The sequence below is a fragment of the Streptomyces sp. NPDC094034 genome (genome assembly GCF_040303865.1).
Classification (GTDB): Bacteria; Actinomycetota; Actinomycetes; order Streptomycetales; family Streptomycetaceae; genus Streptomyces.
The window spans coordinates 1-14234 of record NZ_JBEOUD010000034.1; the positions used below are offsets into that span (position 1 = coordinate 1).

At 69.0% G+C, this 14234-nt stretch carries 12 protein-coding genes; 4 read left to right on the forward strand and 8 right to left on the reverse strand.

Annotated elements, in window-relative coordinates; translation table 11 throughout:
- Positions 1-251: 251 nt before the first annotated feature.
- From ABTZ59_RS26310 to ABTZ59_RS26320, 3 genes are all read left to right on the forward strand, one after another.
- A complete protein-coding gene (locus ABTZ59_RS26310) occupies positions 252-1109 on the forward strand; it encodes an aldo/keto reductase (protein WP_351417176.1) in 858 nt (285 codons plus the stop codon).
- Positions 1110-1362: 253 nt separating this feature from the next.
- Positions 1363-4872: a ThuA domain-containing protein gene (locus tag ABTZ59_RS26315; protein ID WP_351417183.1), complete on the forward strand. Its 3510-nt coding sequence runs from the start codon at positions 1363-1365 to the stop codon at positions 4870-4872.
- 17 nt (positions 4873-4889) lie between these two features.
- Entirely contained in the window at positions 4890-5774 is an 885-nt protein-coding gene (locus ABTZ59_RS26320) for a sugar phosphate isomerase/epimerase family protein (RefSeq protein ID WP_351417189.1), read from the forward strand.
- 189 nt (positions 5775-5963) lie between these two features.
- On the opposite strand, the gene ABTZ59_RS26325 is transcribed toward ABTZ59_RS26320, so the two are convergent.
- From ABTZ59_RS26325 to ABTZ59_RS26335, 3 genes are read right to left on the reverse strand one after another with little or no spacing between them, the layout of a single operon-like run.
- Positions 5964-6824 carry an ABC transporter ATP-binding protein gene (locus tag ABTZ59_RS26325; protein ID WP_351417196.1) on the reverse strand — a complete coding sequence of 287 codons (861 nt, stop codon included), beginning with the start codon at positions 6822-6824 and terminating at the stop codon, positions 5964-5966.
- Positions 6821-7840, reverse strand: coding sequence for an ABC transporter substrate-binding protein (locus tag ABTZ59_RS26330; RefSeq protein ID WP_351417203.1), 1020 nt, complete (start codon positions 7838-7840; stop codon positions 6821-6823). Before ABTZ59_RS26330 ends, ABTZ59_RS26325 begins: the two co-directional genes overlap by 4 nt.
- A 32-nt stretch (positions 7841-7872) precedes the next feature.
- Positions 7873-8700: an ABC transporter permease gene (locus ABTZ59_RS26335; RefSeq protein WP_351417559.1), complete on the reverse strand. Its 828-nt coding sequence runs from the start codon at positions 8698-8700 to the stop codon at positions 7873-7875.
- 282 nt (positions 8701-8982) lie between these two features.
- On the opposite strand from ABTZ59_RS26335, the gene ABTZ59_RS26340 reads away from it, so the two are divergent.
- On the forward strand, positions 8983-10032 hold the full coding sequence (locus ABTZ59_RS26340) for a LacI family DNA-binding transcriptional regulator (protein WP_351417565.1): 1050 nt from the start codon (positions 8983-8985) through the stop codon (positions 10030-10032).
- A 31-nt stretch (positions 10033-10063) separates the two neighbouring features.
- On the opposite strand, the gene ABTZ59_RS26345 is transcribed toward ABTZ59_RS26340, so the two are convergent.
- From ABTZ59_RS26345 to ABTZ59_RS26365, 5 genes are read right to left on the reverse strand one after another with little or no spacing between them, the layout of a single operon-like run.
- Positions 10064-10594: a GAF domain-containing protein gene (locus ABTZ59_RS26345; protein WP_351417208.1), complete on the reverse strand. Its 531-nt coding sequence runs from the start codon at positions 10592-10594 to the stop codon at positions 10064-10066.
- Between the two features lie 13 nt (positions 10595-10607).
- Positions 10608-11291, reverse strand: a complete 684-nt coding sequence (locus ABTZ59_RS26350) for a GTP-binding protein (protein ID WP_351417213.1) — start codon at positions 11289-11291, stop codon at positions 10608-10610.
- Positions 11269-11640 carry a DUF742 domain-containing protein gene (locus ABTZ59_RS26355; RefSeq protein ID WP_351417217.1) on the reverse strand — a complete coding sequence of 124 codons (372 nt, stop codon included), beginning with the start codon at positions 11638-11640 and terminating at the stop codon, positions 11269-11271. The genes ABTZ59_RS26350 and ABTZ59_RS26355 overlap by 23 nt, the downstream gene beginning before the upstream one ends.
- 2 nt (positions 11641-11642) lie before the next feature.
- Positions 11643-12080, reverse strand: coding sequence for a roadblock/LC7 domain-containing protein (locus ABTZ59_RS26360; protein WP_249947412.1), 438 nt, complete (start codon positions 12078-12080; stop codon positions 11643-11645).
- 7 nt (positions 12081-12087) lie between these two features.
- Positions 12088-14019, reverse strand: a complete 1932-nt coding sequence (locus ABTZ59_RS26365) for a sensor histidine kinase (RefSeq protein WP_351417226.1) — start codon at positions 14017-14019, stop codon at positions 12088-12090.
- Positions 14020-14234: the final 215 nt, after the last annotated feature.

The following is a 14234-nucleotide window of genomic DNA, read 5'->3' on the forward strand; positions in this document are numbered from 1 at the left end:
CGCCCATGTACTGGACGTACTTGGGCGACTCCGACAACGCGGCGAGGTGCGGTGCCAGGCGTCGCGGGCCCGCGAAGATCGACCGGACAGGACCTCATCGCACGGGCCCGCATGGCGGGCGGGCTCGATTGAGAAGCCACCTCACTCAATGCGTTCGGTTTCTTCTATTGGACGTCTCACGGGCCGAGGACAAAGCTGGGGAGAGTCCGCCGGGCCTGGCGGGCATCGCAGCAGGAAGGGTGTTCCCCACCATGAAGACTCGCCGCATCGGGACCGTCGAGGTCAGTGCGATCGGTCTGGGCGGTATGCCGATGTCGATCGAGGGACGGCCCGACGAGGCCCGCTCCATCGCCACCATCCACGCGGCGCTGGACGCCGGGGTGACACTGATCGACACGGCGGACGCCTACCATCGGGACGCCAACGACGCCGGTCACAACGAGTCCCTGATCGCCAAGGCGCTGGCCTCCCACAGCCGGGGGGCCGAGGTACTGGTGGCGACCAAGGGCGGCCATGTGCGTCCCGGCGACGGCTCCTGGACGCTGGACGGCTCCCCCGAGCACCTCAGAGCCGCCTGTGAGGCGTCGCTCGGCCGGCTCGGTGTGGAGGCGATCGGGCTCTACCAGTTCCACCGTCCCGACCCGAAGGTTCCCTACGAGGAGTCCGTCGGCGCACTGCGTGATCTGCTCGACGAGGGCAAGATCCTGCGGGCCGGTATCTCCAACGCCGACCCGGATCAGATCCGGTCGGCCAATGAGGTCCTCGGCGGGCGGCTGGCCTCGGTGCAGAACCAGTTCTCCCCGGCTTTCCGTTCCAGCGAGCCCGAGCTCGAACTCTGCGCGGAGCTGGGCATCGCGTTTCTGCCGTGGAGCCCGTTCGGCGGAATCAAGCACGCGGGTGAACTCGGCTCCTCGTACGCGCCGTTCGCCCGGATCGCGGAGGCACACGGCGTGAGCCCGCAGCGGGTGTGCCTGGCCTGGATGCTGGCCAAGTCGCCCACGGTGCTGCCGATCCCGGGCTCCAGCCGTCCGGAGACCATCATCGACTCGGTCGGGGCGGCCGACCTCGTACTGACCGCCGCCGAGGTGGCGGAGCTGGACGCGGCCTGACGACGCCCGCGCCCACGGAACCCACGCATCACCGCATCACCGCATCACCGCATCACCGACCCGCCCGGGCGATCGCCGGGGCGGGTCGGCCGTATGTCCGGACGGAACCCGCCGAGGAGCGGCGCCAACTCCCATATCACAGAGGGCCCTTCCGACCCATTGACCCCCTGTAACAGGTGAACCTACGCTGTGCGACGTACTCCAGAAAGCGCTTTCTAACCCGCAGCTCGGCTCACCAGCACCGGGAGCGCCCATGAGAACGTCATCCGTCAGATCTCCGTCACCGTCCCCATCGCCGTTCCACTTCCCCCTCTCGCCCTTCCTCGTCATCGTCGCGCTACTGGCGCTCGTCCTCGGCCTCGGGATGGCCGCGCCACCCCTCGCCGACGCGGCTCCGTTCCGCGTTCTGGTCTTCTCCAAGACCACCAACTCCGTGCATGACTCGATCCCGGCCGGCATCCGGACAATTGAGCAGCTCGGCAGTGAGAACGGATTCGAGGTGGAGGCCACCGACGACGCAGCGGCCTTCACCACGGACAATCTCGCCCGCTTCCAGGCGATCGTCTTCAACAACACCAACTCCACCCCGGAGAGCGGCGATCTGCTCGATGCCGACCAGCGCTCCGCCCTCCAGGGCTTCGTACGAGCGGGCGGTGGCTGGGTCGGTCTGCACTCCGCGTCCGCCAGTGAACGCGACTGGGACTGGTACGAGGGGCTGGTCGGCGCGATCTTCGACAAGCACCCCGCCATCCAGACCGGCCGGGTGAAGGTACTGGACCAGACCCACCCCTCCACCCAGGGCCTTCCTCAGCTCTGGGAACACACGGAGGAGTGGTACAACTGGCGCACCAACCCGACCGGCAAGGTGCACACGCTCGCCCAGGTCAAGGTGAACGACGGCGTCGACGGGCTGGACGAGGGCGTCGACCAGCCGTGGTCGTGGTGCCAGAACTACGACGGCGGACGCTCCTGGTACACCGCCGGCGGGCACAGTTCGTCCACCTTCGAGGAGGACGCGTTCCGTAAGCATCTGCTGGGCGGGATCCAGTGGGCCGCGGGCAACAAGCCCGGCGACTGCACCGCCACCAAGACGGGCGCCTTCCAGCGCACCGCGCTGGCCACCAGCGATCTCGCCGACCCCTTCGAGCTGGCCGTCGCCCCCGACCGCAGGGTCTTCTTCATCCAGCGCACCGGCAAGCTGAAGGTGATCGACCAGACCTCGCTCCAGGTCTCGACCGCGCTGGACTTCGCCTACACCCCCGAGATGACGAGCCAGTCCGACGGGCTTCTCGGGCTGGCGCTCGACCCGGATTTCGCGGCGAACTACTGGCTCTATCTGCTCCACTCCGACAAGACCGAGAAACAGCTCAATCTGTCACGTTTCACGGTCACCGGGAACACCGTCGATCCCGCCTCCGAGAAGCGGCTGTTGACCGTTCCGACGCTGCGCGGTGAGGGCCGGGCCAATTCCCATATGGCCGGTTCGATCGCCTTCGACAAGAACGGCGATCTGTATGTCGCGACCGGCGACAACACCGATCCGTTCGCCTCCGACGGCTTCTCCCCGATCGATGAGCGCGAGGGCCGCCGCGCCTGGGACGCCCAGGGCACGGCCGGGAACACGAACGATCTGCGCGGCAAGATCCTGCGGATCACCCCGGAGGACGACGGCACCTACTCGATCCCGGAGGGGAATCTCTTCGCCCCGGGTACGGAGAAGACCCGTCCCGAGGTCTACGCGATGGGCATGCGCAATCCGTTCCGTATCACCACCGACCCGCTGAGCGGCGCGGTCCTGATGGGGGACTACGGGCCGGACGCGCGGAAGGCCGTGGCCGACCGGGGACCCGAGGGTACGGTCGAGTACAACAGGATCACCGAGGCGGGGAATTACGGCTGGCCGTACTGCACCGGCAACAACACCCCGTTCAACGATTACGACTTCGCCACCGGAACCTCGGGAGCGAAATTCGACTGCGCCAAGTTGGTCAACGACTCGCCGAACAACACCGGGCTGCGGGAACTGCCCGCGGCCAAGCCCGCGACGGTCTGGTACGCGTACTCCGCCTCCGCCGAATTCCCCGAACTCGGCACGGGCGGTGGCGGCCCGATGAGCGGTCCCGTCTACGACTACGACCCCGCGAACACCTATCCGTCGAAGTTCCCGGAGTACTTCGAGGGCAAATGGCTCAACTATGAGCTGACCAGGACCTGGTTCAAGGCCTTCTCGTTCCAGCGGGAGGATCAGACCTTCACCGACCCGCGCTTCGATCCGGTGAAGGCGGGCGATCTCCACTCCATCAACGGCGTCTTCGGCGATCTGAAGTGGAACCAGCCCTTCGACGCCGACTTCGGACCCGACGGGGCACTGTATGTCATCGACTTCGGGCTCGGCAGCGGTACGGGCCGGGGCGGCAGCAACGAGGGCTCGGGCATCTACCGTATCGACTATGTCGCCGACGGCCGGCTGCCCGACGCCAAGGCCACGGCGACCCCGGACAGCGGCCCCGGGCCGTTGAAGGTGACGTTCTCCAGCGAGGGATCGGGGCTGCCGGGCGGCAAGCCGGTGACCTACGCGTGGGACTTCGACGGCGACGGGACCACCGACTCCACGGAGCCGAATCCGTCCCATGTCTACCAGGACAAGGGCCGGTTCACCGCGCGCCTGACCGTCACCGGGCCCGACGGGCTCACCGCACTCTCCGTCCAGGAGATCACCGTCGGCAACACCAGACCGGTGGTCACCATCCAACAGCCCCCGAACGGCGGAATGTTCAGCTTCGGCGACACCATCCCCTTCACCGTGAAGGTGACGGACCGGGAGGACGGCAAGACGGGACCCGGCGGCCGGATCGACTGCTCGCGGGTGGTCGTACAGTCCCAGCTCGGCCATGACAGCCATCTGCATCCGCTGGACAACTACACCGGCTGCGCGGGGGAGATCGTCACCGATGCCGGCGACAGCCATGGTCCCGGGCAGAATCTGTACTACGGCATCACCGCGCAGTACGAGGACAAGGGCGCCGAGGGCGTACCCGCGCTGACGGGCTCGACATCGCTGACGCTCCGTACGACCTTCCGGGAGGCGGAGCACCGTACCGCGACCGGGGGCGCGCACGAGGGCACGGTGATCGCCGACCGCGCCGACTCCTCGGGCGGCAAGCGGGTGACCGAGATCGAGGACGGTGACTGGATCTCCTTCGACCCGGTGAATCTCAAGGGCATCCAGTCGGTGACGGTGGGCGCCTCGTCGGGCGGTCTCGGCGGAGACATCGAGTTCCGCAACGGCTCGCCGACCGGACCGCTGCTGGGGAAGGTGACCATCCCCAACACCGGCGGCTTCGGCAATGTGATCTCCCCCACGGTCACACTGAAGAGCCCCGGCGGCTCGGTGAAGCTGTACGTCGTCTTCACCAACCCCGACTGGTCGGCGGAGAAACCGGATCTGCTCGCGGTCGACTGGCTGCACTTCAACGGCCCCGGGGTGGAGAAGAAACCGGCCACGAAGGTGTCGCTCAAGGCGACACCCGCCGAGGGGAACACACCGTTGGCCGTCCAGCTCACCAGCACCGTGAAGCCGGCGGCCGGGCGCACCATCGCCTCGTACCACTGGGACTTCGGTGACAACACCAAGGTCACGGGTACGGAAGGGCCGAGCGCTGCCCACACCTACGCACGGCCGGGCGCGTACACGGCGCATCTGACCGTCACCGACGACAAGGGCGACACCACGACCGGCGCGGTCCCGATCCAGGTACGTTGAGAGGAGAGAGAACGACGATGAACGGCACCCGAAGAGCGTTCCTCGGCACGGCGGGCGCGGCCGTCGGCCTGGCGGCGCTGGGCATGAGCACCCCCGCGGCGGCGGCCACCCACCCCACCGCCCCCCACACCGACAGTGGTCGCCGGCGGCGGCGCATCCCGCCGTCCGGGATCGGTATGCACCTCTATACGATGCGCACCCCGCTCGCGACGGATTTCCGGGGGACGTTGGAGCGCCTGGCACAGATCGGCTACGCGACGGTCGGTGTCAGCGGTCGGCACGGTCACAGCGCCGCCGAGATCCGGCGGATGCTGGACGCCACCCGGCTCAAGGCGGTCCTGGAACATGTCGCCTACACCACGGTGACCGGCAGTGGTCTGCCGCAGGCCATCGAGGACGTCCGTACGCTGGGCGGTTCCTGGGTGGTCGTGCCGAGCCTGCCCGCGGGGATGCACTCCCCGGCCGGATACCGGGAGGCGGCACGGCAGTTCAACGCCGCCGGGCGGGTCGCCAGGGAGTCCGGGCTCAAGGTGCTCTTCCACAATCACGGCGGTGATCACGACGTCGTCGACGGCGAGAGCCTGTACGGCATCCTGCTCAAGGAGACCGACCCGGAGCTGGTGGGCTTCGAGCTGGACGTGTACTGGGCCGCGAAGGGTGGCGACGACCCGCGTCGGCTGTTCGTGACGGACCGTCGGCGGTTCCCCGCGCTGCATGTGAAGGACATGGCCCCCGACGGCGGTTTCGAGGACGTCGGCTCGGGTGTCCTGGACTTCGCGGCGATGTTCGACACGGCGCGCAGCGGGGGCGTACGGCAGTGGCTGGTGGAGCACGACGCGCCGGCCGATCCGTTCGCGAGCGCGCTGGCCAGCTACCGCTATCTGTCGGCGCTGCGGTACTGAACGCACCGGACGTAACGGACGTACTGAGCAACGGCGTTCGTCGACCGTAGTGGCTCCCGGCCTCCGTCAGCGGAGGCCGGGAGCCACATGATCACTCTCACTCATCTGGGACAGGCATCGCGGATCCGGGACACACCGCCTCGGTCACCCAGGTCACCCGGGTCACCTCGGTCGCCTCCGCCGCCTCGGTCAGTCCTGCGCCGAGGCCGCGCCCAGCAGCCCTCGGATATGTCCGGTCGCCTCCCGGAACTCGGGCCGGCCGAGCGTCTCCGTATAGTCGCGCTCCGCCTCCAGACCCACGTCGATGATCTCGGTGATCGTGCCGGGGCGCGGACTCATCACCACCACCCGGTCGGCCAGATAGACCGCCTCCGAGATCGAGTGGGTGACCAGCAGCACGGTGGTGCCCGTCTCCCGCCAGATGCGGTTCAGCTCCATGTTCATCTGTTCGCGGGTGAGGGCGTCGAGCGCGCCGAACGGCTCGTCCATCAGCAGCACGGGCGGCTCGTGCAGCAACGCCCGGCACAGGGCGACTCGTTGCTGCATCCCGCCCGACAGCTCATGCGGATACGCGTCCTCGAAACCGCTGAGACCGGTCATCTCGATCAGCTCGGCCGCGCGACGGCGCGCCGGTTCCGCGGGCATCCGGCGCATCTCCGCCTGGAGAAGGATATTGCGCCGGGCGGTACGCCACTCCAGCAGCGCCGCACGCTGAAAGACATATCCGATGTCGTGCCGCGGTCCGTCGACCCGCTCGCCCTGGAGCCTGACGGTGCCCGAGGACGCCTTGAGGAGGCCCGCGACCAGCTTGAGGAGAGTCGACTTGCCACACCCCGAGGGACCGACGATGGCGACGAACTCCCCCATCGCGATATCGAGCGAGACCTCCTGGAGGGCCGTGACATCGCGCTTCTTCGTACGGAACCGGACGGCGACGTCCTCAAGGCCGACCGCCGCCGCCTTCCCTCCCGCCGCGCTCCGCTCTCCCGCCGAGGCGCCGCCCTTGGTGAGGTCCGGCTTCCGGAGCGTCGTATCCCTGGCCATCCTCATCCCTTCAGCGCCGTGCCGCTGTCCCAGTACTCCGCGACAGCCTTCGGACTCTTCACCAGACCGGCCTCGGAGAAGACGTCGATGGTCTGCTGCCAGTCGCCCTCGGTGTTGACACCGGGGGCCTTGCCGCGCGTCGCGTCGGTGTGCAGCAGTGTGACGGTCGTCTTGAACTGCTCCAAGAGGACGTTCGTGGGCGGCAGTTGCTCCGAGGCGCCGTCCATCTCCGCCACAGCCGCCTCCGGCGCCTTCTCCGCGGCCGTCCAGGCCTCACTGACGGCCCGCACCATACGTCCGGCCAGCTCGCTCCTGCCCGAGAGGATCTGCTGCCCCGCGATCAGACCGTTGGAGTAGAAGTTGAGTCCGTGCTCCGAGAAGCGCAGATACGACACGTCCTTCTTGGCCTTGTCCTGCATGGTCGGGCCCTGGTCGCTGGCGTAACCGAGCAGCGCGTCCGTCTTGCCGGAGATCACCGCCGCGATCTTGCCCGCGGGATCGGTGTTCTGGATCCGGACGTCCGACTCCTTGAGATTGTTCTTTTCGAGGAAGATCGGGAACGTCTTGGTGAGCGCGTCACCGGCCGTACCCGCGATGGTCTTTCCCTTGAGATCGGCGGGGGTCGAGACGTTCTCGCTCGCGAAGAACTGCACCGAGGAGGGCGTGGTCTGGAGGAAGACGCCGAGGCTCTTCACCTTCACGCCCTGGTCCACTCCGCTGAGTACGGCGGGGGTGTCGGCCCAGCCGAAGTCGGTCTGGCCCGCGGCGGTCGCCTGGACGGTCTTCTGCGAGCCCTGGCCCGCCCGGATCGTCAGATCGATGCCGTGCTTCTCGAAGATCTTCTGCTGCTTGCCGTAGTAGAACGGCGCGTGTTCGCCGTACGGATACCAGTTGAGGGTCAGTGTCACCTTGTCGAGCTTCTTGCCGGAGTCGCTGGTGGTGGTCCCCGAGCCGTCCTCGCCACAGGCCGTGGCGACCAGGAGCAGCGGTACGAGGCCGATCAGGAGTCTGCGCGCATGCATGGCTGGCCCTTCCCCGAACGGGATCGAGTCGGTCAGTACGAGGTGGTGACGTTGGTGTCCCGGCGGCTGGCGTGCCAGGGCAGTAGCAGCTTCTCGGCGATCTCGACGAGGACGAAGAGAACGACGCCGATCAGCGACATCACGAGCAGTCCCGCGAAGAGCATCGGGGTGTCGAGGTTGCCGTTCGCCTGGAGGATCACATAGCCGAGCCCCTCGTTGGCGCCGACGAACTCACCGACGACCGCGCCGGTCACCGCGAGGGTCACCGCGACCTTGAGACCGGAGAAGAGATGCGGCAGCGAGGCCGGGAAACGGATCTTGACGAAGGTCCCCCAGGGCTTCGCGCCCATGGTGGCGGAGAGTTGGAGCATCTCTGGATCGACCGCCTTCAAGCCGGTGACCATGGAGATCACCACGGGGAAGAAGGCGATGAGGACGGCGATCAGGATCTTCGGTGTGATCCCGAAACCGAGCCAGACCACGAACAGCGGCGCGATGGCGATCTTCGGTACGACCTGGGCGAAGAGCAGAATGGGGTAGAGCGTCTTCTCGACGGTCGAGGAGTAGACCATGACGACCGCCGCGAGTACCCCGACCACCACCGCGATCACAAAGCCGAGCAGCGTCTCGTAGGTGGTCACCCAGGTGTGCTGCCACAGGTAGTCGGCCTTGCCCGTGAGCACATCGAGGGTCGCGCCGGGCGAGGGGACGAGATACGGCTCGACCAGTTCGGTCGCCGCGATGATCCACCAGATGACGAAGCAGCCCGCCAGCAGGGCGACGGGCCGCCAGCCGGCCTCGACGGCACGGGCCAGTCGCTCCCCCACCCCCGGACCGTTCCGTTCGGCGACCCCGGACACCTTGCTGTCCGGCGAAGGCGCGGGTGCGGGTTCCGGCGGCGGCGCTGAGGCCGGCGCGACGCTCTGGCTCACTGTGAACTCCTCGGGAAAACCGGGCAGTTATAAGTGCGCTGTTCGCCTACAAGCGCTTTCAGAAAGCGCTTTCTGATAAGGTGATCGCCACGCTAATGACTGCCCGTCCGTACGGTCAATAGGTCGTCCCGAAGTTTCGGGGTCCACCACGGGCCCCGCCGCCACCGCGACCCGGGGGTCGAGTTGAGTGAACGGGAAGCACAGGCCCATGTGACGCTGGACGCCGTCGCCCGCCGCGCGGGTGTCTCCCTGGCGACGGCCTCCAGAGCGCTGAACGGCACGACACGAGTCCGTGAGGAGTTGCGCCAGCGGGTGCGAGCGGCCGCGGATCTGCTCGGCTACATCCCCAACGCCCATGCCCAGGCGCTCGCCAGCGCCTCCAGCAATACGGTGGGGCTCATCTGCCACGATGTGGGCGACCCGTACTTCGCGGCGATCGCGGGCGGGGTGATGCGGGCGGCGGCCGAACAGGACGTGCTGGTCATGCTCGCCAGTACGTTCCGGGAGCCGGCCAGGGAGATCGCCTATGTCTCGATGCTCCGCGCCCAGCGCGCCCGGGCCATTCTGCTGATCGGTTCGGGCTTCCAGGACCCTTCCTGGGAACGGAGGCTGGCCGCCGAGGTGACACCCTACGTCCGCGCGGGCGGGCGGGTCGCCGTGGTGAGCCGGCATCGAAGTCTGCGCGCCGACGCCGTACTTCCCGAGAACCGCGCCGGGGCCGCGGCGCTCGCCCGCGCTCTACTGGCCCTCGGACACCGGGAGTTCGGGGTGCTCAGCGGGCCGCGCGAACTCACCACGGTCTCCGACCGGCTGGCCGGGTTCCGGGAAGGGCTCGGCGAGGCCGGGGTCACCCTACGGCCCGGGGCGGTCGTACAGGGCGCGTTCACCCGCGACGGCGGCTACTCGGCGGCCAGGGAACTGCTCAACGGGCCCGCTCGGCCCCGCCCCACCTGCGTTTTCGCGGTGACGGACGTGATGGCGGTGGGCGCGCTCGCCGCTTTCCGGGAGGCGGGCGTACGGGTCCCGGAGGACCTGTCGCTCGCCGGCTTCGACGACATCCCGCTCGTACGGGAGTTGACTCCGCCGCTCACCACCGTCGCCCTGCCGCTCACCGCCATGGGGGAGAGCGTGATCTCGCTCGCGCTGCGCGAGCCGCGTGGTACGCGCTCGCGGGTGCTGCGAGTCGGCGGCGAGGTCGTCCTGCGCGCCAGTACGGGACCCCCGTCCGCCGCCACCACCCCCCTCTGGGAGACGTGTTGACATGCCGTCAGGGAAGCGCGGGGGGCAGTGGTCAGATCAGTCCGTCCTCCCTGCGGTGGATCTGCGCCATCAGTTCGGCGGCGAAGGACTTGATGGTGTCCAGACCGGTCCGCCCCCAACGCCTCGGCTCGGTGTCGGCCACGCAGACGGTGCCGAGCGCCATTCCCGTACGGTCGATGAGCGGCGCCCCGAGATAGGAGCGGATGCCGGTCTCGTCGACGAGCGCGTTCCCCGCGAACCGGGGGAAGTCCCTGACGTCCTCCAGGACCAGCGCCTTGTGCCGTACCACCACATAGGGGCAGTAGCCGTGGTCACGGGCCATGAACCGCCCCCTCCCCGCGCCCGGCGGAGCGTGCAGCCCGGCGAAGAACTGCCGCTCCTCGTCGATGAAGTTGACCATCGCGTAGGGAGCGCCCGTCAGCTGGGCCAGCTGCTGGGCGATGGCGTCGAAGGCGGGCTCGGCGTGCTCCCCCAGCCCGAGCCCGCGCAGCCGGATCACACGGTCGGGCGCCTCCCGGTCGACGGGGGTGAGCAGCAGACGGCCGATCGGGTCGTACATCATGCGCGTAGCTCCGTCACTCTGTGATGGCCGCGGGCGGGGCCGGGACGGCGGTGATCAGATGCTGTACGAGGGTGACCAGCGTCTGGATACCGGAACTGGCGATGCGCGCGTCGCAGAGCACGATCGGCACCTCCGGCCTGAGATCGATCGCGGCCCGCACCTCCTCCGGCTCATAGCGGTACGAGCCGTCGAACTCATTGACGGCGACGACGAATCCGATCCCGCGCTGCTCGAAGAAGTCCACCGCGGAGAAGGAGCGGTCCAGCCGCCGGGTGTCGGCCAGTACGATCGCGCCGAGTGCGCCGCGGGACAGCTCGTCCCACATGAACCAGAACCGCTCCTGGCCCGGCGTCCCGAACAGATACAGCACATGGCGCTCGTCGAGCGTCAGTCTGCCGAAGTCCATGGCGACCGTCGTCGATGTCTTGGCCTCGACGCCCGTCAGATCGTCGGTCGCGGCGCTGACCTGGGTCAGCAGCTCCTCCGTACTCAGCGGGGCGATCTCGCTGACGGCTCCCACGAACGTCGTCTTGCCGACCCCGAAGCCGCCCGCGACCAGGACCTTCAGCGCGGTGGGAAAGGGCTCGGGGACAACGGGTTCGGCAAGGGCGGCGGGTTCGGCAGGGGCGGCGGGGAAGACGGGAGCAGCGGGGACGGTGGGGGCGGTGGGGGCGTCAGAGCTGTCGTCGTAGACCATCGAGGACTGCCTCCAGCAGGAATCGATCGGTGGGGTGGTCGAAGGTGTGAGGCGGTCGCGCGGTGATCGCCCCGCAGTCCACGAGATCGGAGAGCAGCACCTTGGTGACCGTCACGGGGAGCCGTAGATGCGCCGCGACCTCCGCGACCGAGGTCGGGCCCTGGCAGAGCTCCATGGCGTGGGCGTGCTCCGGCCCGAGATGCGTCTGGGGTCCCGATCCCGTGGACATGACCAGCGTCAGCAGGTCCAGGGCCGTGGTGGGCCGGGTCCGGCCTCCGCTCACGGCGTACGGGCGGATGAGCCGGCCGGCCGCGTCGTCGAGCCACGGCCCGTCCGTCGGAAGCGGCACCGTCAGTGCCCCGCGGCGCTCGGGGAGAAGCCGGCACCGTGCCTGAGCGGGGTGACCAGATACGGCCGTACGCTCTTGACCAGCATCGCCATCTCGTACCCGAGGACGGCGGCGTCCGCCTCCCGGCCCGCGAGCACGGCGAGACAGGTGCCCGAGCCCGCGGTGGAGACGAAGAGCAGGGTCGAGTCGAGTTCCACGACGACCTGGCGGACCTCCCCGCCGTCACCGAACCGTACCCCCGCGCTGCGGCCCAGGGAGTAGAGGCCGGAGGCGAGCGCCGCCATATGGTCGGCGCTGTCGGGGTCCAGGCCGTGTACGGACCTCACCAGGCCGTCGGAGGAGAGCAGCACCGCGCTGCGGGTGTACGGGACTCGCTGGACCAGACCGCTCAACAGCCAGTCGAGGTCGGAGGCATGGCCGGTCGGTACATCGCTCGCCATGGTGCATCTACTCCTTGGGGGTGGTGTCGTGGCGCTGCGGTTCCGGCGGTTCCGCCGGAGGACCGGTCAGTGGGGCGGTCAGCGGGTCGGTCAATCGGTCGGTCAATCGGTCGGTCAATTGGTCGACCAGCGGATCGGTCAGCGGATCTGGCGAGGGGACGGACTGACGGGCGGGCTGGGACTCGGCGAGGCCGATACCCCGCTGGAAGGCGGCCATCAGCCCCGGGTCGTGGAGCACGGACTCCTGGACGGGCAGCGGCGCGGGCGGGCCCTCGCGCAATTGCGGGACCAAGTGCTCCTGGCCCCGGCGCTTGGGCAGTTGGGGCCGGCTCGCGGTGGCGTGGATCGTGCCGTCGCCGAGAGGCTCGACCCGCGGGCGGGCCGGGTCCGGTGCGGCGGGTGGGCGGCGCCGGTCGGGATGGACGGCGCCGGGTCGCGCGGCGGCGGGGGTGGGACGGTCGGCGCCTGTGTCACGTACGGGCAGTGGGGCGGGGGCGCCCTGGGGTGGCGTCGGCCCGGACGGCGGCTGGGGCTGGAGCGGTGGCTGCTGGAGCGGTGGCTGCTGGGGCGGCGGTTCGTGGGGCGGCGGCTGCTGGGACGGGAGCTGCTGGGAGGGTGGCTGCTGGGACGGGAGCTGCGCCTCGTACATCCGCGGCTGCGGCTGAGTCCCGTATGTCTGGTGTTCGCCGTTCCGCTCGTCCGCCCGGTCGGAGCCGAGCAGCGCCTGCGGCAGGACCAGTACGGCCTGGATCCCCCCGTAGATATTGGACTGGAGGCGTACGGCGATGCCATGCCTGCGTGCCAGGGCCGATACCACGAAGAGCCCGATCCGCCCGTCCTGGAGCAGATGCGCGACATTGACCTGGTCGGGGTCGGTGAGCAGGCCGTTCATCCTCTTCTGCTCATTGAACGGCATTCCGAGGCCCCGGTCCTCCACCTCGATGGCCAGCCCCGCCGTCACATGCTGTGCCCGGAGCAGTACTTGGGTGTGCGGGGAGGAGAAGAGCGTGGCGTTCTCGACCAGTTCGGCCAGCAGATGGATGACATCGGCCACGGCATGGCCGCGCAGAGTGCCGTCGATCGGCGGTACGAGCTTGATCCGCGGGTACTGCTCGACCTCGGCGATGGCCGAGCGCAGGACCTCCGTCATGGAGACGGGCCTGCTCCACTGGCGCCGGGAGATCGCCCCGCCGAGGACGGCGAGGTTCTCGGCGTGCCTGCGGATTCGGGTCGCGAGATGGTCGACGTGGAAGATGCCCTTCAGCAGCTCCGGATCCTCGACCTCGTTCTCCAGTTCGTCAAGGAGCTGGATCTCCCGGTGGACCAGGGACTGGAGACGGCGTGCCAGATTGACGAAGACCTCCACCTTCTGTTCGTCCCCGACGCTGCTGGACAGCCGGGACGCCTGCACGACAGCGGCGACGGCGGCGTCCCGGGAGCGGCCCAGTTCCTGTGCCAGCAGATCGAATTCGTCACCGCCGGACATGGCGGGCGTGGCCGGTGCGGGGCGTACGGGCACCCGTTCGCCCCGTCGAAGCTGCTCGACGACCGCCCGCAGCTCGGTCTGCCCGCGCGCGTTGGAGCGGCGCATCGCGTTACAGCGGTCCAGGAAGGACTTCGCGGTACGTTCCGCGCCGAGGGCCGCCGCCGCGATGGCGGCGAAGGCGAGCAGCGCCATACCGAACAGGGCCGTCCAGAGCGCGGTGGTCGGTTCCGTCGCGGTGGAGCGCAGGACGAGCACGACGGCGGCGGCGCCGCAGAGAGCGGCGACTATCGCGGGAAGGACCGCGGTACGCAGGAGTTGAGGCCGTATGCGGGCGTCGAGGGGCGTCGGCGCGTCCGCTCTGGCCGGGGACGGAAACGAGCGGGAGCCCGGCCTGCCGTGCCGCCCGCCCTCGCGGCGCTCCGGCCGCGCGACAGGTGCGCGAAGTTGAGACATCAGTGTCCTCGGTACGTGGAGCCCCAGGAAGCGGCGTTCGTGCGGATGTTCCGGTTCCGGCGGCAGCGGCGGGACCTGCGCATGCCGCGTACGCCCTCCGTTGATCACCGAGCACACACGGTAGTCGCCAAGCGTTGCTTCGCGGTGGGCAGTTGACGAAGTTCCCCACAGAGCATCCCGCTCTGGTATGAGGCATCGCACATCAGCGCGAAATG